Annotated in this window: 23 protein-coding genes and 1 tRNA gene; 7 read left to right on the forward strand and 17 right to left on the reverse strand. The window is 62.3% G+C overall.

All coding sequences use genetic code 11. The features are described from left to right. The first annotated feature begins 14 nt into the window (after positions 1-14). The 7 genes from QNA11_RS06860 to QNA11_RS06890 all read left to right on the forward strand — a co-directional run bounded on the left by QNA11_RS06860 (position 15) and on the right by QNA11_RS06890 (position 3667). Positions 15-356, forward strand: a complete 342-nt coding sequence (locus QNA11_RS06860) for a HesB/IscA family protein (protein ID WP_202072729.1) — start codon at positions 15-17, stop codon at positions 354-356. Between the two features lie 125 nt (positions 357-481). Further along, positions 482-1393, forward strand: coding sequence for a PfkB family carbohydrate kinase (locus tag QNA11_RS06865; protein WP_283482441.1), 912 nt, complete (start codon positions 482-484; stop codon positions 1391-1393). Between the two features lie 75 nt (positions 1394-1468). Next, positions 1469-1544, forward strand: a tRNA-Asn gene (locus QNA11_RS06870). Between the two features lie 327 nt (positions 1545-1871). After that, the gene (locus QNA11_RS06875; protein ID WP_283482442.1) at positions 1872-2060 is read left to right on the forward strand and encodes a hypothetical protein; all 189 of its coding nucleotides are present in this window, start codon (positions 1872-1874) and stop codon (positions 2058-2060) included. Next, entirely contained in the window at positions 2044-2736 is a 693-nt protein-coding gene (locus QNA11_RS06880) for a Fic family protein (RefSeq protein ID WP_202072726.1), read from the forward strand. Before QNA11_RS06875 ends, QNA11_RS06880 begins: the two co-directional genes overlap by 17 nt. 188 nt (positions 2737-2924) lie before the next feature. After that, the gene (locus tag QNA11_RS06885) at positions 2925-3146 is read left to right on the forward strand and encodes a hypothetical protein (protein WP_281931693.1); all 222 of its coding nucleotides are present in this window, start codon (positions 2925-2927) and stop codon (positions 3144-3146) included. Positions 3147-3361: 215 nt separating this feature from the next. Continuing rightward, the gene (locus QNA11_RS06890) at positions 3362-3667 is read left to right on the forward strand and encodes a hypothetical protein (RefSeq protein ID WP_202072724.1); all 306 of its coding nucleotides are present in this window, start codon (positions 3362-3364) and stop codon (positions 3665-3667) included. 4 nt (positions 3668-3671) lie between these two features. On the opposite strand, the gene QNA11_RS06895 is transcribed toward QNA11_RS06890, so the two are convergent. The 17 genes from QNA11_RS06895 to QNA11_RS06975 form a co-directional block, all read right to left on the reverse strand. After that, positions 3672-4622, reverse strand: coding sequence for a patatin-like phospholipase family protein (locus tag QNA11_RS06895; RefSeq protein ID WP_283482443.1), 951 nt, complete (start codon positions 4620-4622; stop codon positions 3672-3674). A 56-nt stretch (positions 4623-4678) separates the two neighbouring features. Continuing rightward, positions 4679-7261 (reverse strand): PAS domain S-box protein, encoded by a 2583-nt coding sequence (locus tag QNA11_RS06900; protein WP_283482444.1) that lies wholly within the window; start codon positions 7259-7261, stop codon positions 4679-4681. Between the two features lie 18 nt (positions 7262-7279). Then, a complete protein-coding gene (locus QNA11_RS06905; protein ID WP_283482445.1) occupies positions 7280-10567 on the reverse strand; it encodes an NAD-glutamate dehydrogenase domain-containing protein in 3288 nt (1095 codons plus the stop codon). Positions 10568-10609: 42 nt separating this feature from the next. Continuing rightward, on the reverse strand, positions 10610-11035 hold the full coding sequence (locus tag QNA11_RS06910) for an ATP-binding protein (protein ID WP_202072720.1): 426 nt from the start codon (positions 11033-11035) through the stop codon (positions 10610-10612). Between the two features lie 10 nt (positions 11036-11045). Continuing rightward, a complete protein-coding gene (locus tag QNA11_RS06915) occupies positions 11046-11411 on the reverse strand; it encodes an STAS domain-containing protein (RefSeq protein ID WP_246744822.1) in 366 nt (121 codons plus the stop codon). A 420-nt stretch (positions 11412-11831) separates the two neighbouring features. Further along, positions 11832-12863, reverse strand: a complete 1032-nt coding sequence (gene mmoC, locus QNA11_RS06920; protein WP_283482446.1) for an aromatic/alkene monooxygenase hydroxylase FAD-binding subunit MmoC — start codon at positions 12861-12863, stop codon at positions 11832-11834. Positions 12864-12880: 17 nt separating this feature from the next. Beyond that, positions 12881-13216, reverse strand: coding sequence for a soluble methane monooxygenase-binding protein MmoD (gene mmoD, locus QNA11_RS06925; RefSeq protein ID WP_283482447.1), 336 nt, complete (start codon positions 13214-13216; stop codon positions 12881-12883). A gap of 79 nt (positions 13217-13295) precedes the next feature. Further along, positions 13296-13805 (reverse strand): aromatic/alkene monooxygenase hydroxylase subunit gamma, encoded by a 510-nt coding sequence (gene mmoZ / locus QNA11_RS06930; protein WP_202072717.1) that lies wholly within the window; start codon positions 13803-13805, stop codon positions 13296-13298. A 26-nt stretch (positions 13806-13831) separates the two neighbouring features. Then, positions 13832-14248 (reverse strand): methane monooxygenase regulator MmoB, encoded by a 417-nt coding sequence (mmoB, locus tag QNA11_RS06935; RefSeq protein WP_202072716.1) that lies wholly within the window; start codon positions 14246-14248, stop codon positions 13832-13834. A gap of 13 nt (positions 14249-14261) precedes the next feature. After that, positions 14262-15449 carry an aromatic/alkene monooxygenase hydroxylase subunit beta gene (gene mmoY, locus QNA11_RS06940; RefSeq protein ID WP_283482448.1) on the reverse strand — a complete coding sequence of 396 codons (1188 nt, stop codon included), beginning with the start codon at positions 15447-15449 and terminating at the stop codon, positions 14262-14264. A 133-nt stretch (positions 15450-15582) separates the two neighbouring features. Then, positions 15583-17166: an aromatic/alkene monooxygenase hydroxylase subunit alpha gene (gene mmoX / locus QNA11_RS06945; protein WP_202072714.1), complete on the reverse strand. Its 1584-nt coding sequence runs from the start codon at positions 17164-17166 to the stop codon at positions 15583-15585. Positions 17167-17657: 491 nt separating this feature from the next. Then, positions 17658-19340, reverse strand: a complete 1683-nt coding sequence (locus QNA11_RS06950) for an Hsp60 family chaperonin (protein WP_283482449.1) — start codon at positions 19338-19340, stop codon at positions 17658-17660. A 49-nt stretch (positions 19341-19389) separates the two neighbouring features. After that, entirely contained in the window at positions 19390-19725 is a 336-nt protein-coding gene (locus QNA11_RS06955; protein ID WP_283482450.1) for a hypothetical protein, read from the reverse strand. Positions 19726-19728: 3 nt separating this feature from the next. Then, positions 19729-21837 carry a sigma-54-dependent Fis family transcriptional regulator gene (locus tag QNA11_RS06960; protein WP_283482451.1) on the reverse strand — a complete coding sequence of 703 codons (2109 nt, stop codon included), beginning with the start codon at positions 21835-21837 and terminating at the stop codon, positions 19729-19731. Positions 21838-21966: 129 nt separating this feature from the next. Next, a complete protein-coding gene (locus QNA11_RS06965) occupies positions 21967-22524 on the reverse strand; it encodes a DUF1097 domain-containing protein (protein WP_283482452.1) in 558 nt (185 codons plus the stop codon). A 117-nt stretch (positions 22525-22641) separates the two neighbouring features. Beyond that, entirely contained in the window at positions 22642-23022 is a 381-nt protein-coding gene (locus tag QNA11_RS06970; RefSeq protein WP_283482453.1) for a hypothetical protein, read from the reverse strand. A gap of 47 nt (positions 23023-23069) precedes the next feature. After that, positions 23070-24452, reverse strand: coding sequence for an SCO family protein (locus QNA11_RS06975; RefSeq protein WP_283482454.1), 1383 nt, complete (start codon positions 24450-24452; stop codon positions 23070-23072). Positions 24453-24476: the final 24 nt, after the last annotated feature.

Below are 24476 nucleotides of genomic sequence, written 5' to 3' on the forward strand. Positions count from 1 at the left end.
CAAAGGGGAGAGGCATGACAGCGACCCTGTCGCGCGACGTGGCGCTCACAGAACAGGCGGCGAAGCGTATTGCGGCGATTCTCGCCAATGAAGCCCCGGGCGCGGTCTTCCGCGTCGCCGTCGAGGGCGGCGGCTGCTCGGGTTTCCAATATAAATTCGTCGTGGACCCCGCGCCCGCCGCCGACGACGCGCTTTTGGAGCAGGACGGCGCCCGCGTGGCGATCGATCCAGCGTCGCTGGGCTTTCTTACCGGGGCGAAGGTCGACTTCGTGGACGATCTGATGGGACAGTCGTTCCGAATCGAAAACCCGAACGCCGTCTCCTCCTGCGGCTGCGGCACGAGCTTCGCGCTTTAAAGGACCGCGAGCCTTCAGGCTCGCTTAGAAAAGTGCGAGCCTGAAGGCGCGCGGTCCAGTGACACTCGGGCGCCATCGAAACCGGCGACGGTGACAAGCCGCCCCACCATTGCGGAGCCTGATTCTTGGAAGCGCTTTTCCTCGGCCACGCCTATATCGACGTCACCATGCTCACCGACGAAATGCCGGCGGGCGACGAGAAGATGGTCGCCCGCGACTATGCCGTGAGCTTCGGCGGCAACGCCGTCACCGCGGGCTTCGCCTGCGCCAAGCTCGGTCACGACGTGCATTTGCTGACGACGCAGGCGCGCGACTGGCTAGGCCATATGTTTGCGGAAATGGCCGACGCTTATGGAATCCGCCTGCATCCGCGCAAGGTGGCGCGCTCCTCGCTCTCCTTCGTGCTGCCCAACGACGGCAAGCGCGCCATTCTGCGCGCGCGCGACGATCACTATCTGCAGCCCTTCCTGCGCCTCGACATTTCGAGCGCGCGGGTGCTGCATCTCGACGGCCATATGGCCGACGCCGCCATCCATTACGCCAAGGCGGCGCGCGAGCGCGGCGTGCTGGTCTCGCTCGACGGCGGCGCAATGCGTCCCCGCCTCGAGGAGCTGATCGACTTTGTCGACGTCGCCGTTGTCTCGAAGCAGCTCTGCAAGCAGATGTCCTTCTCCGAATCGGAGATGCTCGCCTGGCTGAAATCCAAGGGCTGCCGAATCGCCGCCGTCACGGTGGGCGAGAAAGGCACCTTCTGGTGTGGCGAGGACGGCGTTGCGCAGCATTTGCCCTCTCTGCACGTGCCCTCCGAGCGGGTCATCGACACCTCGGGGGCCGGCGACGTCTTCCACGGCGCCTATTGCGCCTCTTTTCTCGAACGGCCCGAGGCGGGCTGGCGCGCGCATTTCGAATTCGCGCGCGCGGCTTCGGCGCATAAGGTCCAGCACCTCGGCAATGAAGCCGGCCTGCCGGGCCGCGAGGACGTCGCGAGAGCGCTCGCAGAATTCAGCGAGACCGCGGCTGCGGAAGCCCAGGTCTGAGGGAGTTATCAACAGGCTGCGCGAAAGGGCTTGGCAAACCCGACGGGGCCTTGTATACGCCCTCCACCACGTCGTTCCCCGATAGCTCAGCTGGTAGAGCACGCGACTGTTAATCGCTAGGTCGTAGGTTCGAGTCCTACTCGGGGAGCCAATCACACTGCTGAACCAACTGATTTAGCGAGCGTTCGCTCGCATGGTCATGCGCCCTCATAACGCCATTCCTAACACGGCTGCTTCCGCCCCTGCACTAGCCCCTCGCCTCAGCATCCCGTGCGCCGATGCTGTGACCGCTTTGCCGGGCGGCCGAATGGTCGAGATGACGCAGGGTTTGAAGCTTTGTTGTTCGCTTTTCCTGAGCCATATTTGGGGGGCATAAAAAGGTCAGCGATAGGCACGATGATTTCCACTCGACGCACACCAGCTGTAAACCAGCTTCAAAGATAACAAATAAGGCTCCCAGGGCCAGAGGAGAGAAGCTATGCCGCGCGATCTAGAGATTCTGATAGAGGCTGCAAAACGGGCGGCGCCCTCCTCGGAACACCGCGAGGAACAGCGCAAGTCGTTCGTTTACGGCAACACCGCTTTTGAGAACGAGCTTATCACTCGCGAGATGGTCGAGCAGCAAGCAGTGGTCGTCGCACAGGAGCGCCATGACCAACGAGGCTGATGCTCGCCGGGATAGCCTCGCGCAAGACCCGGAGCTAATTAAAGACCCAAAGGAAAGGGCAGAAGCGGAAGTTAGGAACGGCTTCCGCCAGTACGACGCTGGCATTGCCCTTGCTCAAGAAGCGATAGACCGCTGTGCGTTTCGGCTTCGACCCTCCACAATTCTCGCGTTACACCGCGAGGCGCTGCGCAATATCAGCATGTACGCAGGAAACTTCCGCCCCGGTCCAGTCGAAATCAGAAAAAGCCGACACGTTCCGCCGGACGCTCATTTAGTCCCGGAGTTAGTGGAAGATCTATGCGACTACGTGAATGGCGCTTGGAACACGGCAAGCGCGCTTCACTTGGCGGCCTACGTCATGTGGCGCCTAAACTGGATTCACCCTTTTGCCGATGGCAATGGGAGAACATCTCGCATAGCCTCTTATCTGGTCCTGCTCGCCAAATCAGGCGCTGTTCTGCCTGGTAAGCCGACGATTCCCGACCAGATCCAGGCTGACCGGAGCGGCTACTTTGCGGCGCTTGATGCTGCAGATGACGCTTACAAAGAGGGACGGATCGACCTGAGCAATATGGAGGGCTTGCTGAGCGGAATGCTCGCGAAGCAGCTTCTCGCATATTACGAAGAAGTGGGCGGGGTTCCTCCTCTCAACACCGGCGGCTCGGTGGAGTTGTGACCCGCAGCAAATGACAAACCATGTTCCTGGCTGGCCCGGAATCGGTTCCCCACAGCAGCCATGACGCCCAACCGAACCTAAAGTGGACTGGCGACCAGGCGCACTCCTGCCACCGCGGTGATTCCTTTGAAGAGTTGAGGCGCCGACAAAGCGCCCTAAATGTTCCTCCCTCACTGCGGGAGGCAGCAATGCGGAAACTCACGCTTCTGACGATCGCCGCGCTTCTGACGGCCGCGGGCTCGGCCCATGCGCAGAGCGCCGGACCCTTTCCTTCTGACGGCAACATCCAGTCTTACGGCGGCCACTGGCGCTACCAGCACCGCGATTGGAGCGCGCCAGGGCGTCCTCTCAATCCCGGCGTCTGTTGGCAGTGGAGCGACTCTGAACTCCTTTGGAAATGGGTGTGCTGAGCAGAGACCTCAACGAAGCGCCCCGCCGCCCGATCGGCGGCGGGGCCCCTTGCTCAGAGTTCCCGCGCTACCTTAGCCCACTCGGTTCTGACCCGGCGCCGCCCTACATGACCCTTCGGCGCCTACGCCGCAGAGGGCTCGAAACGCGCAGGCTTTATGACGCGCGCCAGACGCAACCAGGCGTAGGGGCCGATGTTTCCAGGCAGAGGTGCGCCATGAATACCGCCAATCTCCAGCTCGAAGGCATTTATGTCATCCTCGCAGCCCTTCTCGGCGCATTGTGCGAGAAAGGCGTTTTCAAGCGAGAGGAAATCGACGGGCTGCTCGCCAAAGTCGAGGCGGCGTTGAGCGAGGATCCAAACAGGTCGGAAGACATGCGCGGCTCCAACGTCGAAGCGATCTGTTTCCCGGCGCGCTTCCTGCGGCAAGCCATTCATGCGACCTCCGAGGAGCCGAGCCTGTCGTTTGTGGATATTGCAACGCGAGTCGGACAAATGAAGCGCGAGGGGCAGAACCGCTAAGACCTCAAACGGGGAAATCAATTCCGGCTGCGCGCAGCAAATCTATCACCTCCCCGCGCTTGCGCTCGACCGATTGCTCGCCCTCCCAGATCGCCTCCTTGGCGCGCTCGAACTCGAGCAATCCGATGTGTCCCACGCGCGGCGTGATGTGCACGTCGGGCGGATCGCCGGCGAGGCGAGACCGCGTCAGCCGGTCCTGCATAATGCCGAGCGAAGTGGTCAACACGCCGAAGAGGCTCGGGAGATCGCCTCGCTGCTGGACGAAGGCGCGGGTCGCGCTCGCCTGGCGCGCCGACGCAACGTCATGGACGCCGAGCACCAGCGGATCGAAGCCGATAGACGTGCGCGGCGACGTTTCGCTACGCCGCATCTTCCCGATGACGTCGGTGTTGAGGTTGATCGCGATCACAAGGTCCGCTCCCAAGGCGCGGCAGGGCGCGACCGGCAAAGGGTCGACGAGCGCGCCGTCCGCCAGAACGCGATTGCCCGATTCGATCGGCGGCAGAAGGCCGGGAAGCGCTATGGAAGCCCGGACGGCCTCGACGAGCCCCCCATGTTGAAGCCAAATCTCGTGGCCGGTCGTCAGATCCGTCGCGACAGCGACGAACGGGTTTTGCAAATCTTCGACCCGGCGCGCGCCCAGCAGCCGGCTTACCTCGTCGATGATCCGATTGCCGCTGAGCAGGCTTCCGCGCCCGAAATGCAAGTCGATGTAGCCGAGAATCCGTCGCTTGGTGAGCGACAAAGCCCACCGCTCCAGCTCATCTAATTCCTTGGCGAGATAGCAGGCGCCGACCAATGCGCCTGCGGATGATCCAGCGACGATGTCGAACGGAACGCCGAGCTTCGTCAGCGCGTTGATTGCGCCGATATGCGCCCATCCCCTCGCGACGCCGCTGCTCAGCGCAAGGCCGATCTTGCGTCGCCCGAAGGGGTTGCCGATCGCCGCGGCCATTCAGGCTTTTCTCCAAGAAAGAGAGATGGAGCGAGAGGCCCGTCGCCTTCCCCGCGCTAGCTCACTTCCAAAACAACCAAAGCCGCATCGTCGCCCATCATCGCCGGCGCGCAAAAATCCCGCACCTCGCGCAAAAGTTTCCGGACGATGACCTCGGGCGCAAATTCTCGATTGGCGGCAAAGCGCCGGCACAGGCGCTCCAGCCCGAAGAATGCGCCGGAGGCGTCCTGGGCTTCGACGACGCCATCGGTGTAAAAGAGAAGCTTGTCGCCCTGCGATAAAAGCACGCTGCGTTCCTGGAAATCGACCACGCGCATGGCGCCCAGCACGAGCCCGTCGCTATCGAGCTCCATGCAGTCTTGGCGTCCCGATCGCAACAGCAGCCCGGGGTTATGGCCTGCATTTGCATATGTCAGCCGTCCCGTGGCGGATTCATATCGGCAGAAAAACATGGTGATGAACAGTTCCGACCGATCGAGATCCTCGTAGAGCAGCTCGTTGAGCTCGCGCAGCATTTGAGCGGGATGGGCGGCCGCCGCTGGCCGGGATTGAGCGCGGACCATGCTTCTGACTTCCGTCATGATCAGCGCGGCGCCGACGCTATGACCCGACACGTCGGCGACGACGAAATCCAGATTCTCGCCATTCTCGAAATAATCGAAATAATCCCCGCCGACATGGGTCGCCGGCAAACACACGCCCGCGATCTCGGCATGCGGCAAGCGTAACGGCTTGTCGGGCAGCAGCGACAATTGAATCTGCTTGGCGATCTCGAGGTCGCGGCGGCTTTCCTCGGCGCGCCGCTTTTCGGTGACGTCGGTCTGAATGCCGATGTAATGCGTGATCGTCCCCGTTTCGTCAGGGACGGGAGAAATAAGCAATTCGTTCCAGAAGGCTTCGCCATTCTTGCGGTAGTTTTGCAAGGTGACTTCGCAGCCCTCGCCCGTTTGCAGGGCATGCCGAATCTTGGCGACAGCCGCCGGATCGGTCCCCGGCCCCTGCAGTATATGCATGCCGCCCCGCAGCAGCTCCTCTTGCGAATAGCCGGTCATTTGGGCGAGCGCGGGATTGACGTAGATATTCGGATTTCCGCGCGCGCGCGCGTCGCAAATCACAATGCCGACATGCACCGCCTCCATCGCGCGATTACGCACGCGCAAGGCGTCCTCATATTCCTTTCGCTCGGTAATATCACGATCGACGCCGCGCCACTTCGCCAAACGTCCGTTCTCGTCGAATATCGGGGCGCCGCTGGACTCGGTGAAAACCCGCCGCCCATCGCCGCGCAAGTAGCAATTGACGATGCGACGGAATGGTTTGGGAGTCGGCAGTTTACCAGCAAGCGGCGAACCGTCGCCTTCGGGCTGGAGAATGCTGAGATAACTCTTACCCAATAGATCGGAAGGCTCGAGCCCGAGAATTTCCCTTACGGCGTCGCTGCTATAAGTGTAGCGGCCCTCTGCATCCTGCTCCCAAAGCCACTCGCCGACCATCTCGGCGACCTTGCGAAAGCGCTCCTCGCTTTCCGCCAGCGCCTCTTTGTCGCGCCTTTGCTCGGTGACGTCCTGCTGAATGGCGAGATAGTGCCTGACCTGCCCATCCTCGTCGCGCAAGGGCGCGATGATCTCATAGGCCCAATAAAGCGCGCCGTCTTTTCGCCGGTCCTGGATTTCCCCGCGCCACTCCGCGCCGCTTTCGATCGTGCGCCACAAGCGCAGATGCTGGTCTCTCGGCGTGTGCGGGGAATGAAGGATTCGAGGGTTTTGGCCGATGACCTCCGCTTCGCTGTATCCGGTCAGCTTCGTGAAATAGTCGTTCACATATTCGATGAGGCCGTTTCTATCGGAGATCATCACCGCGACAGGACTTTGCTCGATGGCCGCCGTCAGCATCCACAGGCGGCTTTCGGCGCGTTTCGTCTTCGTCAGATCATGGGTGACGCCGACGAAGTAGCGACGACCCTCAAGCCATATTTCGCCGATGGAAAGATACATCGGGAAAATCGCGCCGTCCCTGCGCCGTCCCGAAACATCGCGTCCGATTCCGATGATCTTGCGTATTCCAGTGTCGCGATAGGCGGCAAGATAACTGTCGTGCTCCTCCTTGTAGGGTGACGGCATCAGCAATTTCACATTTGCGCCCATTACTTCTTCGGCGCGATAGCCAAAGAGCTTCTCGGCGCCTGCGCTGAAGAACAGGATCTTTCCGAACTCGTCGATGACGACCAGGCCGTCGGCCATTCCTCCGAAGATCGCATCGAGCTTGATTTTCATATCCTCGAGCGCCGCCGTCGAGGTTTCTTCGGCCTTCAGTTTCAGTAGTAGCCCAGCGAGACCTTTCGTTCCGAGCCGATAAACCTCGCAACTCGCGTCGATCTCCTTTTCGTCCTTCCGCTTGATCCGCACGTCGATCCACTGCCGGGCGGGCGCCATCAACCATGAAAGCGGCCCGTCTTTGGCCCCCGCCATCGCAATCTTCGGCCTGCCCGGGAATGGGCGTCCGACCAGCTCGCTTTCCTTGTATCCGATGAGTTGCCGGGCGCGGCTGTTCAACGCCAGCACGAGACCGGACGAGTCCAGCAAGCACGCAGCCTCGTTGCTGGCTTCAAGAAGCAGATGCGTGAGCGGCTCTTCTTCCACGGGCTCGTCCTCCTCGCATCACGCCGCGCGCCGGGCGGAATTACAGGCTTCGACCAAGGCGTCGAGCTCGGAGGCAAAGAGCGCAAAGGGCGCAACGGTATTCGGCGCGCTTTCGACGATCTCGGCGCGTAGCTTGCGCAGTTCCGTCAGCTTCGGCGCGAGATCGGCGAGCCGGAAAATGGCGGCGGGCTCCTCGACGCCAGCCCTCAAGGCGACCCCTGCAATGCGCGCGGTCGCGGCGCGCAGTCGTTCCTCGACCGCCGTCTGCAGCTTCCCCTCCCACGCGTCGCGCGCCGTAAGCTCGCCGGCCAATGCAGCGATCTGGCGCACGCCGAGGCTTCCTCCAACCTCGTCGAAAAACCGCGCCGCCACCGCGATGTCCTTGCCGCCCTGCTCGGCAAGCGCCACGAGAAACGGAAAATCCCTCAGCCTGTTGAGGAACATCTCGCGAGACGCCTCCGGCGCATTGGCGTCGAGGATCGACGCTTCCGCGCTTTGCGAAAAATAGGCGAGATATTTTTCGAGATAGGCGCGCCATTCGGCGACCTCGCGCGTCTGCGGCTGGAGCCGGCGGCCGCCCTGCAGCGCCCAGCGGCACAAATAGGCCAAAGCGTCTTCGAGTTGCAGCAGATATTCATATTGCCGCCCGGCGCTCATTCTGCCGTCCAGGCTCCGGACCGCGCTACGCCAACGCTCGCCTCCGAGTATCTCGTCGAAGGCAAGATAGAGGCCGACGGCGTCGGTCAGCAGAGTCGGCGCGAGCGGGTCTCCGAAAAGAAGAAATCTCGCGCCGGCCTGATCGATGATCCTGTTGCAGATGACAGTCGCGGCAATCTCGCGCGCAAGCGGATGCGCGTCGATCCTGGAAGCGTCTTCCGATCGCAGCGACGATGGGAAATAGGCGGCGAGAAACGTCTCGCTCCATTTGGAATCGAGAAATCCCGGCGCGTCGAGAAGCGCCCGCTTCAACGCCAATTTCGACTCGGCCATGAGGATGCTCAGCTCCGGCCGCGTCAGCCCCCCTTCCGCGCGCGCCAAAAGCTCCCGCCGACTTGGAAAAGCGTTATTTTCACGATCGAGCTGCGCCGCCGCCTCGAGCCGGTCGGCGACGTCCATATATGGTTCGAGATCGGCGCGGGCGCGTTCCCGCTCGAGAGAGATGCAAAGGCTCTGATTGTAATTGTCGTCCAGGACCGCGGCGCAGACTTCGTCGGTCAAGCTCTCCAAAAGACGATGAATCTCGCTCGATGCAGCGAATTGCGCCCCACGCGCGCCACGCAACAAAATCTTCAGATTCACCTCGTGATCCGACAGATCGACGCCCGCCGAGTTGTCGACGGCGTCCGTATTGATCCGGCCGCCATTCAAAGCATATTCGACGCGCGCTCTTTGGGTGAAACCAAGATTGGCGCCTTCGCCGACGACTTTGGCGCGGAGCTGAGCGGCGTCGATCCGCGCGCCGTCATTGGCGCGATCGCCAACGCTTTCGTCCGTCTCCGCGCTCGCCTTCACATAGGAGCCGACGCCGCCCATCCAAAGCAAATCCACAGGCGCCGCCAGCAGGAGACGGATCAGCCCCTCGCCGTCGACCAAGCGGTTTCTGGCTTGCAGCCACGACCGCGCCTCGGGGCTCAGCTCGATGTCCTTGGCGTCGCGGCGATAGACGCCGCCGCCGCGCGAAATCTTGGCCGGGTCGTAATCCGCCCAGGAGGATCGCGGCTTCTCGAAAAGCCGCCGGCGTTCATCGTAAGAGATCAGCGGATCGGGGTTGGGGTCGATGAAGATATGTTCGCCGCTGAACGCCCCCAACAGCCTGATGGTGTGCGCCTCCAACATCCCGTTCCCGAAGACGTCGCCATCCATCGAACCGACGCCGACGACGGAAAATCCCTGGTCGTCGATGTTTCGACCGATCTCGCGAAAATGACGCCGCACGCAGACCCAGGCGCCCCGCGAGGTTATGCCGAGGCGCTTGTGGCTGTAGCCGTTCGATCCGCCGGTGGCGAAGGCGTCGTCGAGCCAGAATCCGCGCGCCTGTGACATCTCATTGGCAATATCCGACCAAGCGCCTGTGCCCTTGTCGGCCGCGACGACAAGATAGGGATCAGGTTCGTCGTAGCAGATGCGCTCTGCTGGCCCAGGCTTCTCGGGATCGAGATTATCCGTCAATTCCAGCAGCGCGCCGATAAATGCGCGATAGGCGGACTTCCCCGCCGCTTCGCGTCCGGACGGGTCGGAACTCGGGGTTTTCAAAACGAAACCGCCCTTGGCGCCCTGCGGAACGATCAAGGCGTTCTTGATCATCTGCGTCTGCATGAGATCTAGAATCTCGCTTCGCAAATCGTGTGCGCGGTCCGACCAGCGTATGCCGCCTCGCGCGACCTTGGCGCCGCGCAGATGTATGCCCGTCATCGCGCGCGCGTGGACGAAGATTTCGAACATCGGCTTGGGAGGCGGCGCGCCGATCACGCCGAGGCTGTTGATCTTGAGCGCCAGCGCTTTCGGTTGGCCCTCGTCGTTCAGATAGAAATTCGTGCGCAGCGTCGCATCGATGAGGTTGAAGAGATCGCGAAAAATGCGATCGTCCGTGAGATTGGAGATTTCGTCGAAGGCGGCGATCAGACGTTGCCTGACCTCGGCGAGCGCGTCGAGCGAGCCTTGGCCTGCATGATCGGGACAAAACCTGGTCTCGAAATAGGAGAAAAGCAGGCGCGTGACCTCGACTCCGCCGATGAGCGCCTCATACAAACGCGAGCGGTCCACGCGCACGCCAAGTTGCAGATAATAGCAGCAGTACGCGCGCAGGACGCCAATCTCCTTCGCGCTCAACCCCGCGAGCAGGACAAGCTTGTTGAGAGGATCGTCCTCCGCCTCCCCTGATAGCAATGCGTTCAACGCCGCAAGAAGCTGCGCCCGTGATTGCTGAACCTTCCCGGCGTCCACCGGCCTCACGCGGAAACTGCGAATGAAGCGCCTGTCTCCCGAAAGCGTCACGGGAAAGAGGATCTGATCGACGGCGGAAAGGCCGAGATTGTGCAAGATCGGAATAAGATCGTCGAGCGGGCGCGGCTGTGCGCCGTAGATTCGCAGATCATACTCACGCCCGTCGCGAAGCCGGCGAAGATCGATCGCGTGGCGGCGCGGGTCGAAGACCTCGCCGAGCTTCAACAGATCGCGCATGCGCTGCCGGGGCGCGACGAGATCGCGATAATCTGCGGGAAACTCCGCGGCGGCGCCGTTCACCGCGCGGCGTGATGTCTGCGCCGCTCCTTCCACAATGTTGCGGAGGTGAATGTCCCCGTCCATGGCGAGCGCTTTCTCTTTCTCTCCCGCTGCCGCCGGCGCGCGTTACTTCAAGCTCTTGTGCATTTCGAGAACATTCCCGCTTTCGCTCTTCTGATAGGTGACCGAGTCCATCAGATTGCGAATGAGGAATATGCCCCGCCCCCGTTCCTGGAGTTCATCGATATCCGGCATCGGCACGGCGCTGATGTCGAAACCCTGACCATGGTCGTAAACCCGGATACGCAGATCGTTCTCCTCGATCGAAAGACAGATTTTCACGGTATGATCCGCGCGCCTCTCATCGGCATATTCCATCGCATTGGCGACGGCTTCGGTGAGAACGAGATTGAGGTGATAGGCGAGCATGTCCTGGTCGACCGCATCCGTCTCGAGCTCTTTTGCGATCTGCTCGGCGATATTGCCGATCACACGCAGATAGCGGGTCTGGTTCGGCACGACGATGTCGACGCTCATGCTTGTCTTGGACATGCCTGCATCGCTAGCTGACGCCTTGGCTGCTGATCGCCTCCTGCAGGCGCGGGTAGATCTCAAAGACGCGGTTGAGCCGCGTCAGCTCGAACATCGAGCGCACGCGGGGCTGTAGGCCAGAGAGCACGAATGTCCCAGAGCGCTGACTTGCGTTTTTGTAGCCGGACAGCAATGCGCCTAGTCCGGAGCTGTCGATGAATTTCACGTCCGCCAGATCGACCACCAGGCGGCGCCCGCCTTCTTCGAGAGTCCTTAAAATGCGTTCCTTGAGCTCGCTCGAATTGTGCGCGTCCAGACGCTCCTCCTTCACGATGAGGACGGCTCGGTCATTCTGGGTCTGCGTTTCGAGCTGCATGTTCGAGGTCGATCCGGACATCGACAAAGGCCGCCATAGCGGTGAGATGGCTAGCTAGGTCGGCCTCTAGCGTTGTCAACGGATAAGCCTGCCGGAGTGGCTCAGCTTGAAGGCGGCCGGATGAACGGGGAAGCTAAATGACGCCTTCGCCTGCCGCCGCACGAGATGGATTGGCTAGCTAGGCAGATAGCGACACAGCCAAAGACACGGCTTACGTGCAAGGCTGTAGCGGGGAATATGGCCGGAAGGGAAATTAAAGATGCCCAGCCGAAGGCGTTGCATCCATGCGTGACGCCCGTCCGTCGGCTGTAAATGGGTTGGCGGCGAAAGAACGTGGAAGCTCAGAATAAAAAGCCTGCCCAGGACGTAGCCCGGGCAGTAGTTGGGGAGCCCTGCCCGGCAAGCGCCAGCCGGACAGGAATTCTTTGCCGAGAGAGCCGATCAGCCGCTCGCCAGGAATTTCTCGAGATACACTTGCTCCTTGGGAACGCCGGCCGAAGAAGCGGCCGCGAACGCCGCATCGATCATTCCCGGCGGGCCGCAGAGATAGATGTCCGGTTTCTCCGCGCGCCTGCCGAGCTCGTCCTGCAGCAAATCGATCACCGTGCCCTTGGCGACGCCATTGCCCTCGGAAACATTCACGACAGCAATCTGCACGTCGAGGCTCGGCATCGAATGCTGCAGCGCCTTGAGCTCATCGACATAGAAAAGCTCTTCATAATTGGTCACGCCGAAGAACAAAGTCGCGGGCTGTGGATCGCTTTCCTTGTGCAACTGCCGGATCATCGACAGGACCGGCGATAATCCGGTTCCGCCGGCGACGAAAAAGCGCGGCCGCTCGCTCTTGTGCAGCGAGAAGGAGCCCGCCGGCCCCCGCAGCGCGACGCGTTGGCCGACGTGCGCCTGCGAGCGCAGATAGTTGGAGAAGGCGCCATCCGGCAGCAGACGAATGAAAAACTCCAGGCGACCGTCCTCGGCGACCGAGGCCATCGAATAAGAGCGGCGCGTATGTGTGCCGGGAATTTCGATGTCGACGAATTGTCCCGGCAGGAAGTTCAGCGAAATGGGCGCCGCGCCATCGGCCGTCAGCGGCTGCAGAACCAGCCGCACGACATTCGACGACACCCTGTCGCACTCGGCGATCTCGGCAAGCCAATTCGTCTGGATCGCCTGGAAGGAGATGCGATCATAGGTGTAAGGCACAACGATGTGGAGATCGCTGCGCGGAAAGGTGCGGCACAGCAGAACCTTCCCGTCCTCCTCCTCGTCCGGCGGCAGCGCCTGGACCTTGACGTCGATGAGCTCGTAATCGCCGTCCGTGCAATCGGCCTTGCAGGTCGCGCAGCCGCCGGCCCGGCAGGACGCGAGAAGAATCACGCTCTGACGAAGGCCCGCAGAGATGACGTCCTCGCTCGGTCCGCATTCGAATGAACAGGTTTCTCCATCCTCTGTCTCAATGACGATCTGATACATACGTCTCCCGCCCTATGCTACTCTGGCTGCGCCAGTTCGTTTTTCGTCGTGTCGTTTTTGTCGTTGATCGGCTCCGGCGTGCCGATCGCGCGCAATAGCCGTCTGATCTCTATGCTGTTGTCGCCGGGCGTTGCGGCGGCATCGTCCTGCCGTCGGAAGTAGCTCAACACATGAGCGACCGCCTCGCGCGCCGAATCCTGCGACAGCGAGCATCCTTCCTGGATAAACTCGCCATCGCGCAGGATTTCCCAGCGCCACATATAATCGAGGTCCATCGTATAGGCGGCGTAGCGTGAATCCGCGTGAATCAGAATCCCTTGCTCGGCCGTCGCATGTTCCGCCGAAAGCGTCATGGCGTTTCCTCCTCTCTAGAGGGGGCGTTCGGGCGGACGACCGCCCGAACGCTCTATCTTTACGAAGCGGATAAAGTCGTCACGCCTGCAGATGCAGGACCTTGACGCCGCGCTCCTTGCGCAAGCCCTCGAGCGGCGTTGCGTAATAATCCGTGTTGCGCAGCTCCATCAGAATGGTGCCGAGCGCCGCATCGGTGCGTAGGAACACATTCACTGGCAGAACCGGCGGCTTGTAGAGCTGGCGGAACTCGATGTGAATGCGCTCCGCCTCATATTTGCTCTTGGCCGCTTGCATCTTGGCGATCCATGCGGCCTCCACCGCGGCGGCGTCCTCTCCGGTCGTCGCCTTGGTGATGAGATCCGCTACAGGGAGCTTCTCGGTCTTGAGCACCGACAAACGCTCCTCGATCTTGCGTTCGATATATTGATAATCGACATCGAGGTCGTAGCTCTTGCGGAACGGCGAGCTGTAACTGACGCGGAAGTCCTGAATGAACTTCGTCGCCTGGTCTACGCTGTTCAGCTTTTTGATCTTGCCTTCCCACTCTGCGCGAGTGGAATTGTCGTGGATCGGTTCTCTTTTCGCCATTGTGGCATTCCTTGTCGTCGGACCGATCAGATGTCGGTCAGGGCGCGATCGAGGCCCATGAGTTCCGAGGTGATGGTGAATTTCGTGCCGAGCGTATAGGCGCGACCGACGGTCGACGACACATTCACGAGAAGGTCGTAGACCGAGAACGGCTTGCCGAGCAGGTCGGAGGCTTCGGCGGCGTCGATCTCGATCGCGCCATCGGCCTTGATCCACCAGAAGCCCGCCTTGTCCTCGACGACGATCGACGGATTCTTCGCTTTGCCGCCCTTGAGCACGATGTCCTCGATAATCGCGTCGATTTCGTCGCTCTTCATCAGAACGAGAACGACCGCGTTGGACTCGTGGACGACTTGGTTCTCCTCGGCGAAAAATTCATCCGCGAAGGCCTTGCCGGTTTTCTGCATGATGCCGGCGTTATAAGCGTTATGTGCGCTAGACATATGAGCGTCCTTCTCAATTCTTGTAGCCGGAGAGAACGGCGTCGACCTTCTGGTCGACGTCGATCTTGAACCCGATCTTGTCGGCGTAATCGACCTTCCAATCGCCGAAAACGCGCTGGAGCGCTTCCGAGACGCCAGCGCGATCGGTCGCGCCCGCGACTTTCTCGACCTTGGCGTAGATGCCGACGAAATCCTTCAGCGCATTGACCGAACGCGCGAGATAATGCTCGGTCCAGGCGTTGAGGAAGGTGCGGTTGTGCGCGCCGAATTCGGGGTCATTGGCGAGGCAGTAGACGAAGAGATCTTCGATCGCGCCGCGCGTGGTCTGGAAATAGGTCTGCGATTGCGCCGTGAAGAAGGGCGTGAGCGTGTCGCCATAGACCGTCGCCAGACGCTGGAAGAACTCGCGGCGGGCGAACTGGCCGAAGGTCGCGTCATAGACGGCGTGACCCGCCCAGAGGATCTCGTTCCAATCCTGAATGCCCTGCCAGATCTCTTCCACCGCGCTGCGCGCGCCGGCGTAGATCGGATCGGTGGTCCAGATCTTCTTCGGAACGTCGGTCGACGCGTCGAAGCCCGGCACGAGCTTGGCGATGAACAAACGCTCCATCTGGATCATCTGCGCATTGTCGACCTTGTCGAGACCGGCGAAGGTCGCCGACTGACGAATCGTGTCCGACAGACAGTCGCGGCCGACCGACGAATGGGCGTTGAACAGGCCATATTCGTTGTACAGCAGCGCGCCATAATATTTGTTGAGGATTTCATCGCGCCAATAGGCGTCGATGGTGCGGATCGAGCCCTCGGAAGAATAGGCGGCGAGAAAGCGCTGCGTGTAGCGCGCCTCTTCCGATTTGTCCTTCACATAAGGCGCGTGCCAGCGACGGGCCGGATCGCGATGGCGATACCAGTCGGTCGTGCGCAGCTCGGTGCTCTCATTGCCCCAGGACGGACGGCCGCCGTGGAATTTCTGAGTCCAATCGCCCCAATCGAGGCCGCCGGCGATCCAGTCGGGGTTGGGCTGCGCGTAGCAGGACAGTTGCTCATATTCCGACAGGCGCTTCCAGCGCGGCTGGATGAAATAATGATATTTGCGCTGCGTATCCAGCGCGTGATCCGGAACAGCCGCGGCGATGATCGCAGCGCGTTCCGGATCAGTGAGACCTCGCTTCGTAACTTGAGAGCTTTGAGGCTGTGACATTTTAGATGTCCTCCACTAAGGATTTGTTCGTGCTTCACAGTGGGCGGGCGCACATCGCCCGCCAAGATCCCGGCGCGTGCGAGACGCGCCGGGAATTCTTGTTCTTTCGACAGCCTGCGCCGCCGACCGGAGATCAGTTGAATTTCGCGAGCGGATCGGGGAAGACGCAGCCCGCGCGCTTGATGTCCTCGAGCGTCCAGAGGTTGTCGCCGCGCACGTGAGGCTGGGCGATCAGCGTCTTGCCGTCGGAGCGAACGCCATGGCCCTCGGCGATCACCTCGGACAATTCGCGTCCCTCATATTGCTCGAAGAGATTGTGGCACTCGTAGCGCTCCGGCTCCGACAGCCACATGCGCTCACCCCACTCATCCGTGAGCGAATGCTTCTTGCCGTTGAACTCGTGCACGCGCAGCGAGCCGGAGCCCTTGGCGAGAGACGGGATGAACGGCACCTGCGAGACGCGGTCGATGTAAACATCGTGACCGTTCTGCAGCAGCCAGGCGTAGGGGATGAATCCGCTCTTGGGATCCTCGTAGCCGAGCTTCTTCCACTCGTTGTAGATCTTGCCGTAATGATCGGCCCAACCCGGATAGTTCGCCTCGAACCACTCCTGGTCCTCCTCGTCCGGCAGAGCCAGACGCGCGAAGCCGAGCGGCCACAGCGCATAGGCCGCGAGGGCGAGATCGTGATGGGCCCAATAGGCGTCCGTCTTGGCGTCGCGCAGCGAGCGGGGGCTCTCCACGCCATATTTGCCGAGACGACCGATCCAGATTCCACCCCAATCCTCGTAGACCCAGCGGTTCCAGGTCTTCACCCACGGCTCGACCTTGAACTTGGAGCCATACTCGAACAGATAGCCGAGGGCCGGCGTGAAATATTTCTGCTGCGTCCAGAAGGCGTTGTTCAGATCGGTGTTGAGGAACTTCGCCGCCGCCGGATCATTGGCGATCGACACCACCGTCTGATAGCCATTCGCCATATGGCGCAGCTCGTCGGTCTCCACCGACAGGAACACGGTCGGCGTGATCTCGTCGCCATTGGCCGAAGCCCATTCGGTGACGGCGACAATCAGCGGATTGGTGAAGCAGGCTTCGCCGACCAACTGTAGATTGACCGAGCACTCCACGGCGTCGCCGGAGATGAAGCCGTCGGCGAAGACGCGCTTCATGCCCTTCCACAGCGGGCCGATCGCACGAGTGCGACGGGCGTCATTGTGGCCGGCGGGATCGTGATAGTGCTTGGAATAATAGTGATTGATGAAAGCGCACTGATGCGTGTGACGAATTTCGTCGAGCACCTGAGCGAGATAGCCGTTCTTCTGCTCGGCGGCGGTGGCGGAGTCCCACAGCATGGCCGAAGCGGCGATGGCGTTATACTCGCCGACCTCGAGGAAGTTCGAGATCACTTTCATGGTCTCGCCCCAGCGCGGATGCACTTTGTTGCCGGCGCCGAGACGCGTAAGGCCGTCAAGCAGAGTGCCGAACTGGCGCTCGTCCTTGGCCGCCTCCATGCGGGCGTATTCCTTGGCGATGACCTTGAACTGCTCCTTGGTCTGGTTCGCCATATGATATTTGGTGGCGTATTTGGTGCGGTTTTCTTTGAAGTCCCAATTGAAGCTCTGCAGCCACTTGTGCACCTCCTGCGGCTCGACGCCGACCGGAGCGCGGTTGACTTTCAGAGCGTCGGTCGCCGCCTTGGTTGCGAGACTGATCGCCATGCTTGTTCCTCCTACCTGACTTATCGTTTCCAGCTTCGTGGGCTTTGCTTTTCGTGACGCCCCGCAATTTCGGCTCGGGCGCCTCGCTTACAAATTTCGAATAAGGAAACCTTTCGACGTCACCGCTGCGTTTCTTCTGCAAGCGGCGACCTGACTTGTTTGGCAAGGCGCATGCCACTCGTCGCGAGATTCATGAATCGAAGCTATTGCAAAGGATTCGAGATGAGGTCGAAATGTTTCATGAGCGACGGCGTCGATGCAGAAAGATGATCAGCGATACATGTGTAAAGGAACCATACGCACGATCTGCGGACGCATTTCGTCGAGGCTCTATCGTCGTCAAATGAATGCGCAAAAAAAGCGGCGCGCATGGCTGCAGCCCCGCAACAAACATTGCGGAGGAGCCAGGCGCGCCGCTTACCTGAGACACGAGGATCCGCTCGATTGGATCGGATCCAAAAGCAAAACCTGCGCTTTTGCGACTGTGGATGTCAGGACCGCGGATCTTCTCTCGTCTGCGCCGCGAGATGCGGATCGAAGCCGAACGTCGGATCACTTGGGGAGACATGCGTGACCGCGCATTCGACTGTCATCAAGGATGACGCCGTTGCGATGGCGTTGCGGAGCGCGAGACGTGAGACGCGCGCAGGATCGATCACGCCCGCAGCATAAAGGTCGCCATAGGCGCCGCTGCGCATGTCCATTCCCCAGAAGTCGTCATCGGTTCGTTTGAGTTCGAACAGCAATTCATTGACGTCGACGCCGGCGTTGCCGGCGATACGGCGTATGGGCTCGTCGAGCGCTTCGCGTATGATGGCGATGCCGTGGCTCTCATCGAGAGTGTCGCCTTGAAGATTGGCGAGCGCCGCGCGGGCGCGATACAGCGCGACGCCACCCCCAGCGACGACGCCTTCGTCGCGCGCCGCGCGCGCCGAGTTCAACGCATTCTCGATCCGCTGCATCCGCTCCTTGATGAGAATATCAGAGAAGCCGCCGGCTTTGATCGTGACGACCTTGCCGGTGAGCGCCTGGATTCTGGCGTGTAAATTCTCCAGGTCGTGTCGCTTCCCGCTAGGCGAGCCTTTGGATGCGTCGCCGCCGGTAATCCGGTCCGCTTGCCGTCGCGCGGAGGCGAGACGGTCGGCAATCAAAGCCGGGTCTCCTCCGGCGCCGATCACGACTGTTTCGTCCTCGCTGACAACGACACGCCGCGCGCGGCCCAGATGCTCCATCGTGACGCTGGAGAGTTCTTCGCCGAACGCCTCCATGATCGCTCGCCCGCCCGTCAAAGCGGCAAGATCGAGCAGATATTCGTAACGATTGTCGCCGTAGCCCGGACCTTTGACCGCGATGGAGCAGAGGTTCTTGCGAATATGATTGAGCAGCAGGCCCGGGAGCGCCTCTTCGGCAATGTTTTCCGCGACGACGAGCAGGCTGCCCTTGCGCCGGCGCACCAACTCGAGCGCTGGCAGGAGTTCGGCGAAATCATTTATCACGCGATCATAGACGAGGACATAAGCGTCTTCGAGCTCGGCGAGCTTGCGCGTGCTGTCGGTCATGAAATAGGGCGAGCGATAACCCTGCGCCCATCGCATGCCTTCGACCGCCTCGATCTCGTCTTGGAGCGCGCTCCCCAACTCGACGTCCACGAGTCCGCCTTCGCCGGCCTGCCCGAGCGCCTCGGCGACGATCGCGCCGATCGATTCCTCGCCCGCCGCCGCGAGCGTCGCGACATGTGCGAGCGACCGCACGTCGACGCAGGGCCGTGCGCGTCGCGTGAGCTCTGAGTCGACGGCGCGCGCGGCGCGCTCCATGCCGATCGCGAGATCACGCGGATTGAATCCGGCGGCGAGCGCCTTTCGCGTCTCGACGGCGATGCGCCGCGTCAGCACGACGGAGGTGGTCGTGCCGTCGCCCGCCTCTTTCGCCACCGTCGTCGCCATCTGCCGCACGAGCGACACGCCGACGCTCTCCGTCCTGCCTGATAATTCGATCGCCTGCGCGACCGTCACGCCGTCCTTCGTCGCGACCGGCGGCAGGCCCGCGGCTCGATGCTCGATGACGACGTTACGGCCGCGCGGGCCGAGCGTGACGCCCACCGCGTCCGCAAGAGTATTTACGCCGTCGAGCAATTTCATGCGTACGGGATCGCCAAAACCAATATGTCTCGCCACGATTTTTTCTCCAATTGTCGCGCGCCGGAAGTGACGGCGCGACGTTTCCTCACTTCTTTTTCGACTTGTCGAAAGATGTGATGTCGATGTCGTCGCGCCCGGCCTCGAGGATCATCGTTCGACGTCCAGCCGCGACGCGATGGCTGCGATTTCGTTCGAGGCGTATCCAGATCGACAACAGCCGTCGGTCGTCATAATCGAGACCGCGCCGCATCTCTTCGAGATCGACGGGCTCGAACTCCTTGCGCAGATAGGCCGCGAGCTCGGCGACGCGATCATCGCCGATGACCGCCGTCAGACGTTCTGCCTCTTGCTCGAGCTCGCGCATCGATGCGTCGAGCGTGCGCGCCATCTCTTCCAGAAACGCGCGGTCGTCGGGGTCCATGCGTCACCTCTTCGAAACGATCCGCTTGTCGCTACGCAGGCCGAAGCGCGCCATTTTGTGGTAGAGCGTCGCGCGGGTGATGCCGAGATTGCGGGCCGCCTTGGCGATGTTGCCGTTGCTCGACGCAAGCGCGAAGCGCACCGCCCTCGCCTCCCAGTCCGCGAGATCGAAGGAGGTTTCATCGCCCTGTTGCGCACATTGCGCGTCTCGTGAGGCGCTCTGGCACGCCTCGGCGGCGCCGGGGCAATCGGCGTTCAGCTCCTGCAGGAAATCGACGGGGAGATCGTCGATCGCGATGAGTTTTCCTCTCGCGACGGCGATCGACGATCTCAGCACGTTGCGCGCCTCGCGGATGTTTCCGGGCCAGGGGTGTCGGTCGAAAATGCGCCACACTTCGTCTTCGAAACACATCGTCTCTGTGACGCCGAGCGCCTCCTGCTCCAGCCGGAACAGATGCGCGAGCAGTCGCAATCGATCCGGACGCTCGCGTAGCGACGGCAATCGAAGCTGCACGCCGTTCAATCGGTAATAGAGGTCACGGCGGAACGCGCCTTTTTGCACCATCTCCTGAAGGCTGCGATTGGTCGCAGCGACGACGCGCACGTCGACGCGAATGGGCTTGCTCGAGCCGATCGGCGTGACCTCGCTCGAATCGAGCACGCGCAGCAGCGTCGCTTGCAGATCGAGCGCCATGTCGCCGATTTCATCGAGGAACAGAATGCCCTTGTCCGCTTCGACGAATTTCCCCGCTTTGCCCTTCGAGCGCGCGCCGGTGAAGCTGCCGCCCTCATAGCCGAACAACTCGCTTTCGATGAGCTCGCGGGGGATAGCCGCGCAGTTGATCGCAACGAGCGGGCGATCCTTGCGAGGTCCGGATGCGTGCAGCCGCCGTACGAGGTGATCCTTTCCGACGCCAGATTCCCCCGTGATCAGGATGGAAATATTGCGCTCCTGCAGTCCCGTCGCTTTGCGCAGCGCCGAGTCGAGCACGCTATCGCTCCACGCGCCGTCGAAGGCGTTCGCAGGATGGCGGGGCGCGCCCTCGCCGGCGGGCGAGGCGCCCGACGAAACCGTCGGCGCGCTCCTGCGTTTCGCCGTGCGATGGACTTCCGCCGCGACAGAGCGTCCGCCGGCGCGCGCGACGAGCGTAACGATGTCCGCGGCGTCGCTGGCGGCGTTCAGCGCCGGCAGATCGACGCCGATCGTCGCCGCCGCATCTTTCCCCAATATCGCCACCCCGTCGCCCGCGCCGAGAATGTCCAGCGCGTCTCGATCGGCGCCGCACACGCGGCCGTTTTGGGCGATGAACAAGCGCCCGGCGCTCAACGGGCCGCCACCGGCCTCGTCGCCGCAACGCAGCCGCAGCAAAAAGCCGTCGCAAGACATGCGTTCGAAAAGCGAAGCTTCGAGGAGGCGGCGCGCGACCTTCAAGAACCCGAGCAGCAATCTGGCGGCGTCGGGGCGATCACAGATCACGCCGACGATCGCGACGATTCCGCCGTCCGGCCCGGAAATGGGACATCCGGCCGTCGCGCAGCGATGCAGCGCGGCGTTGAAATGCTCCTTGCCAGCAAAAGCGACAGGCTCGCGCAGCAGCGCCGCCGTCCCCACGCCATTGGCGCCGAGACTCGCTTCACGCCAATCCGCGCCGATGCGCGCCATCTGCATGCCGCCCGCCCAAATCCGGCGACCGGAGTCGAGCAGATGGATCACGCGGCCGGCCGCGTCGGCCAGCAGGAGCGTGACGTCCGCGTCGTCGAGCAACGAGCCGAGGTCGTAGATCATCGCCGAGAGATGCGACGCAACGGCGCCGCTGGCGGCGCGGGACGTCGCGTCGATCTCGGGGACGAAGCCGTCGCTTTGGCGTTGGCGCGGCGGAAAATCCAAGCCGGTCGGCAGCGCGTGGTCTTCGACGCAGCGCATCCAGGCGTCCGCCACCAGCGGCCGCACCCAGTCGACGCCGCAAGGGGCTTGTCCCGTCTGCTTCATCCAATCCCAGGCGACGCCCGGGCGGTCCACCCCATAGAGGCCTGTCGCTTCGGCGGAACACAGCGCGCCGGCGAAAGTCCCCTCGCGTTCGAGGCAGGGCTGTCTCACTATGAAGTCGCTCAACGGCGATCCTCCCGATGATGAATGTCGTCGTGGCGCGCGGGGGCATGCCGCGCGGTGACGGCTTTCGCTCGCCATTTCTTTCAGAAATGGCGAGCGCTTCTGGTCGAGTGAGAGGCGTCGGTCCGTGGATCAGGCGCTCGTGGCCGATTGCGGCCGGCGTCCGCGAAGCGGGACATATCTTTGCAGCGCTTCCGTCAGATAATCCGACAAGAGCGCGAATATCACGCCCGCCAGGAGCGACAGAACAGCGATGGCGAGCGGATTGTCCTGCGACAGCGCGATGATGCGCTCGCCGCGGTCCGAGACGCCCACGAGCGAGAAAAGCGTCGCATAGCCGAGGATCGCGACGGCGAAGTCGCTCAGCGCCGACAGTCGCGACGCGAAGACGAGGATGGCCAGCGTGATCGCCACGGCGATCGCCGTCCACGCCGGAGCGCCCAGAGTCGCGCCATAGGGGAGGCGCGAGATAAGAGCGAGGGCGACGCCCGCGAGAACGACGCCCGCCAGAAGATGAAGAAGCGCTTTCTTCACGCCCTCGATCTTTCCGCCGAAGTGGTAGTAGCCGGCCCAGCCGATCAGGATGGGAAAGAGCTGCGCGCCATAGTGGGCGGCAGGTCCCTCCGCGAGAAAAGCGGCGACGCCGGCGAGCGCGCCAATGCTCACGGCGCGATAGGTCGAGATGCTCATGATCAAATTCCTCTTGTCCCGCGCACGATCGACGATCGGCGCGTGCGAATGAATCCCTTGGGTTGCCTGTTCAATCGAACAAAGCCGCCCGTCAGTTGAAGATGACTGTTGAGGGGATCAGACGCCGCGCGGCGGGGGCGCGCGAGGACAGAGGGCGCGCAGCTCTGGCGCGACGATGACGGCGTCGATCTGGTGGTCGCACGCCGGAGAAGCGGAAACACTTTCCAGAGGCAGGATTTCGACGGGAGCGCGGCCCGCGTCGGCCTCTATGAAAGAGCTGCAATGCAGAACGCAGCAGGGACCGACATGTTGCTGCTCGATCGGCCCGGAGGAGTCCCTATTCGCCGCGTCGGCGTTTTGGCAGATTGTTCCGAACAGCAGGCCCGCGGCGCCATTGGCGGTCGCGCCAGCGGCGAAGCCGATCGACGCCGCTTGCAACAGCAAGAGTATCGCGACCGCCGCGCTCACGGCCGCGCGGGCGACGACCGCACGGGCCATGGCCGCTCGTTCGACGCTCCGATATGACCGGCCTGACGCTTTCAAGATCACTCACCCCGCGTGTCGGATCGAGACGCGCTGTAGCAGCGATACAGGGTCCAGCGACCGCTTGTCGCATGCAATGCGGCAGGTTGTCGCGCTGGCGTCCAGCGAGAGCGGCGCGCTGGCTTCACCGCCGCGCCTGCCCGGGCGTGTATGCGCGACTTGCGTCGCCCGCTTCGACCGGCGCCATGCGCGGCCGCCTCGAGGAGGAAGGCTTTCAACCTCTTGGAGGCGATATCGGCTTGCTCCATGAAGGAGAGCGTATCGACGAGCTGGCCGCGATGGTCGACAAGATAGACGAGCGTCGTGTGGTCGATGGTATAGCCGCCGCCTTTGAGAGGAACCTTGCGGTGGTAGACTCGAAACGCCTGCGCCGCTCGCGCAACTTCGTCCGTCGATCCCCTCAATCCAGTAACGCGCCCGCCGAAGGACCCGACAAAATCCGAGAGGACGTCGGGCGTGTCTCGTTCGGCGTCGAGGCTGACGAAGAGAATTTCGAAATCGGACGTATCCGTCCCCGCCTCTTTCACGACCGTCGTCAGCTCGAGCAGCGTTGTTGGGCAGGCTTCAGGACATTTCGTGAAACCGAAGAATATGGCGTAGGGGCGTCCGAGCATCGTGCGATCATCGACTGTTTCGCCCTTGGAGGACGTCAGACGAAACGCCGGCGCGGTCTTGCCCGGCGCCGCGATCGCGTCGCGGGGCCGCGGCGTCGCCTGCAGCATTGGAAGAACCATCAACGCCGATGCGGCGGCGCAGGCGATCCAGGGGCTCTGTTTTCGTTTCGCCGGCGCGTCTTCGGCTCCGCGCCCTGATGGCGCGGCGGACGCCGCCGACGCCGCGCAGAACGGCGTTTTGCGGACGGTTCGCACCGGCGCCTCGACGCCGGCCTCGCGCAGCGCAGCCGCCAGCCGCTCGGCGATCGCTTCGCGTTCGGCCGGCAAGACATCGCGCGCGATTTCGAGTCGTCGCGCAACGCCTTCGACCTCGACACGCTGGCAGTCGCCGGCGTCGTCGACGTGCCGAACGACTCCGATCGCCTTCACTCTGCGCCGACCGACGAGTTCATCGTCGACATAGTGCGAAACGCAGACGATGTTTCGCTCGATGGTCACCCGCTCCGTGAAGCGCCGCTTCGCAAACAGCGACGAGCAGGCCCAGGAGAGGCCGAGTATGGAAAAAACGCCGATGATCTTTGCATCCGGCCTGATGGCGAGGATAGCGGACAGGCTCTCGAACGCGGCGTAAGCGAGCGCGAGCGCCAGAACGCGCTTGCAGGCCGTCCTTCTCATCTCACGCCGTCTTGTCGACGCTTCGGCGAGAATCTCGCTGGCGTCGGTTGCCGGATCGATCAGGACGGTCGAGCGCGGTCGAATGAGCACGAACATTCACCAATGCGTTGAAATGGGTCG

Source organism: Methylocystis sp. JR02, from assembly GCF_030063565.1.
In the GTDB taxonomy this organism is placed as follows: domain Bacteria; phylum Pseudomonadota; class Alphaproteobacteria; order Rhizobiales; family Beijerinckiaceae; genus Methylocystis; species Methylocystis iwaonis.

Bases quoted from the DNA above. Each gene is read 5' to 3' on its own strand.
- QNA11_RS06860 (WP_202072729.1), top strand. From the start codon at position 15: ATGACAGCGACCCTGTCGCGCGACGTGGCGCTCACAGAACAGGCGGCG.
- QNA11_RS06875 (WP_283482442.1), top strand. From the start codon at position 1,872: ATGCCGCGCGATCTAGAGATTCTGATAGAGGCTGCAAAACGGGCGGCG.
- QNA11_RS06880 (WP_202072726.1), top strand. From the start codon at position 2,044: ATGACCAACGAGGCTGATGCTCGCCGGGATAGCCTCGCGCAAGACCCG.
- QNA11_RS06885 (WP_281931693.1), top strand. From the start codon at position 2,925: ATGCGGAAACTCACGCTTCTGACGATCGCCGCGCTTCTGACGGCCGCG.
- QNA11_RS06890 (WP_202072724.1), top strand. From the start codon at position 3,362: ATGAATACCGCCAATCTCCAGCTCGAAGGCATTTATGTCATCCTCGCA.
- QNA11_RS06895 (WP_283482443.1), bottom strand. From the start codon at position 4,622: ATGGCCGCGGCGATCGGCAACCCCTTCGGGCGACGCAAGATCGGCCTT.
- QNA11_RS06905 (WP_283482445.1), bottom strand. From the start codon at position 10,567: ATGGACGGGGACATTCACCTCCGCAACATTGTGGAAGGAGCGGCGCAG.
- QNA11_RS06910 (WP_202072720.1), bottom strand. From the start codon at position 11,035: ATGTCCAAGACAAGCATGAGCGTCGACATCGTCGTGCCGAACCAGACC.
- QNA11_RS06915 (WP_246744822.1), bottom strand. From the start codon at position 11,411: ATGTCCGGATCGACCTCGAACATGCAGCTCGAAACGCAGACCCAGAAT.
- mmoC (WP_283482446.1), bottom strand. From the start codon at position 12,863: ATGTATCAGATCGTCATTGAGACAGAGGATGGAGAAACCTGTTCATTC.
- mmoD (WP_283482447.1), bottom strand. From the start codon at position 13,216: ATGACGCTTTCGGCGGAACATGCGACGGCCGAGCAAGGGATTCTGATT.
- mmoZ (WP_202072717.1), bottom strand. From the start codon at position 13,805: ATGGCGAAAAGAGAACCGATCCACGACAATTCCACTCGCGCAGAGTGG.
- mmoB (WP_202072716.1), bottom strand. From the start codon at position 14,248: ATGTCTAGCGCACATAACGCTTATAACGCCGGCATCATGCAGAAAACC.
- mmoY (WP_283482448.1), bottom strand. From the start codon at position 15,449: ATGTCACAGCCTCAAAGCTCTCAAGTTACGAAGCGAGGTCTCACTGAT.
- mmoX (WP_202072714.1), bottom strand. From the start codon at position 17,166: ATGGCGATCAGTCTCGCAACCAAGGCGGCGACCGACGCTCTGAAAGTC.
- QNA11_RS06955 (WP_283482450.1), bottom strand. From the start codon at position 19,725: ATGGACCCCGACGACCGCGCGTTTCTGGAAGAGATGGCGCGCACGCTC.
- QNA11_RS06965 (WP_283482452.1), bottom strand. From the start codon at position 22,524: ATGAGCATCTCGACCTATCGCGCCGTGAGCATTGGCGCGCTCGCCGGC.
- QNA11_RS06970 (WP_283482453.1), bottom strand. From the start codon at position 23,022: ATGGCCCGTGCGGTCGTCGCCCGCGCGGCCGTGAGCGCGGCGGTCGCG.
- QNA11_RS06975 (WP_283482454.1), bottom strand. From the start codon at position 24,452: ATGTTCGTGCTCATTCGACCGCGCTCGACCGTCCTGATCGATCCGGCA.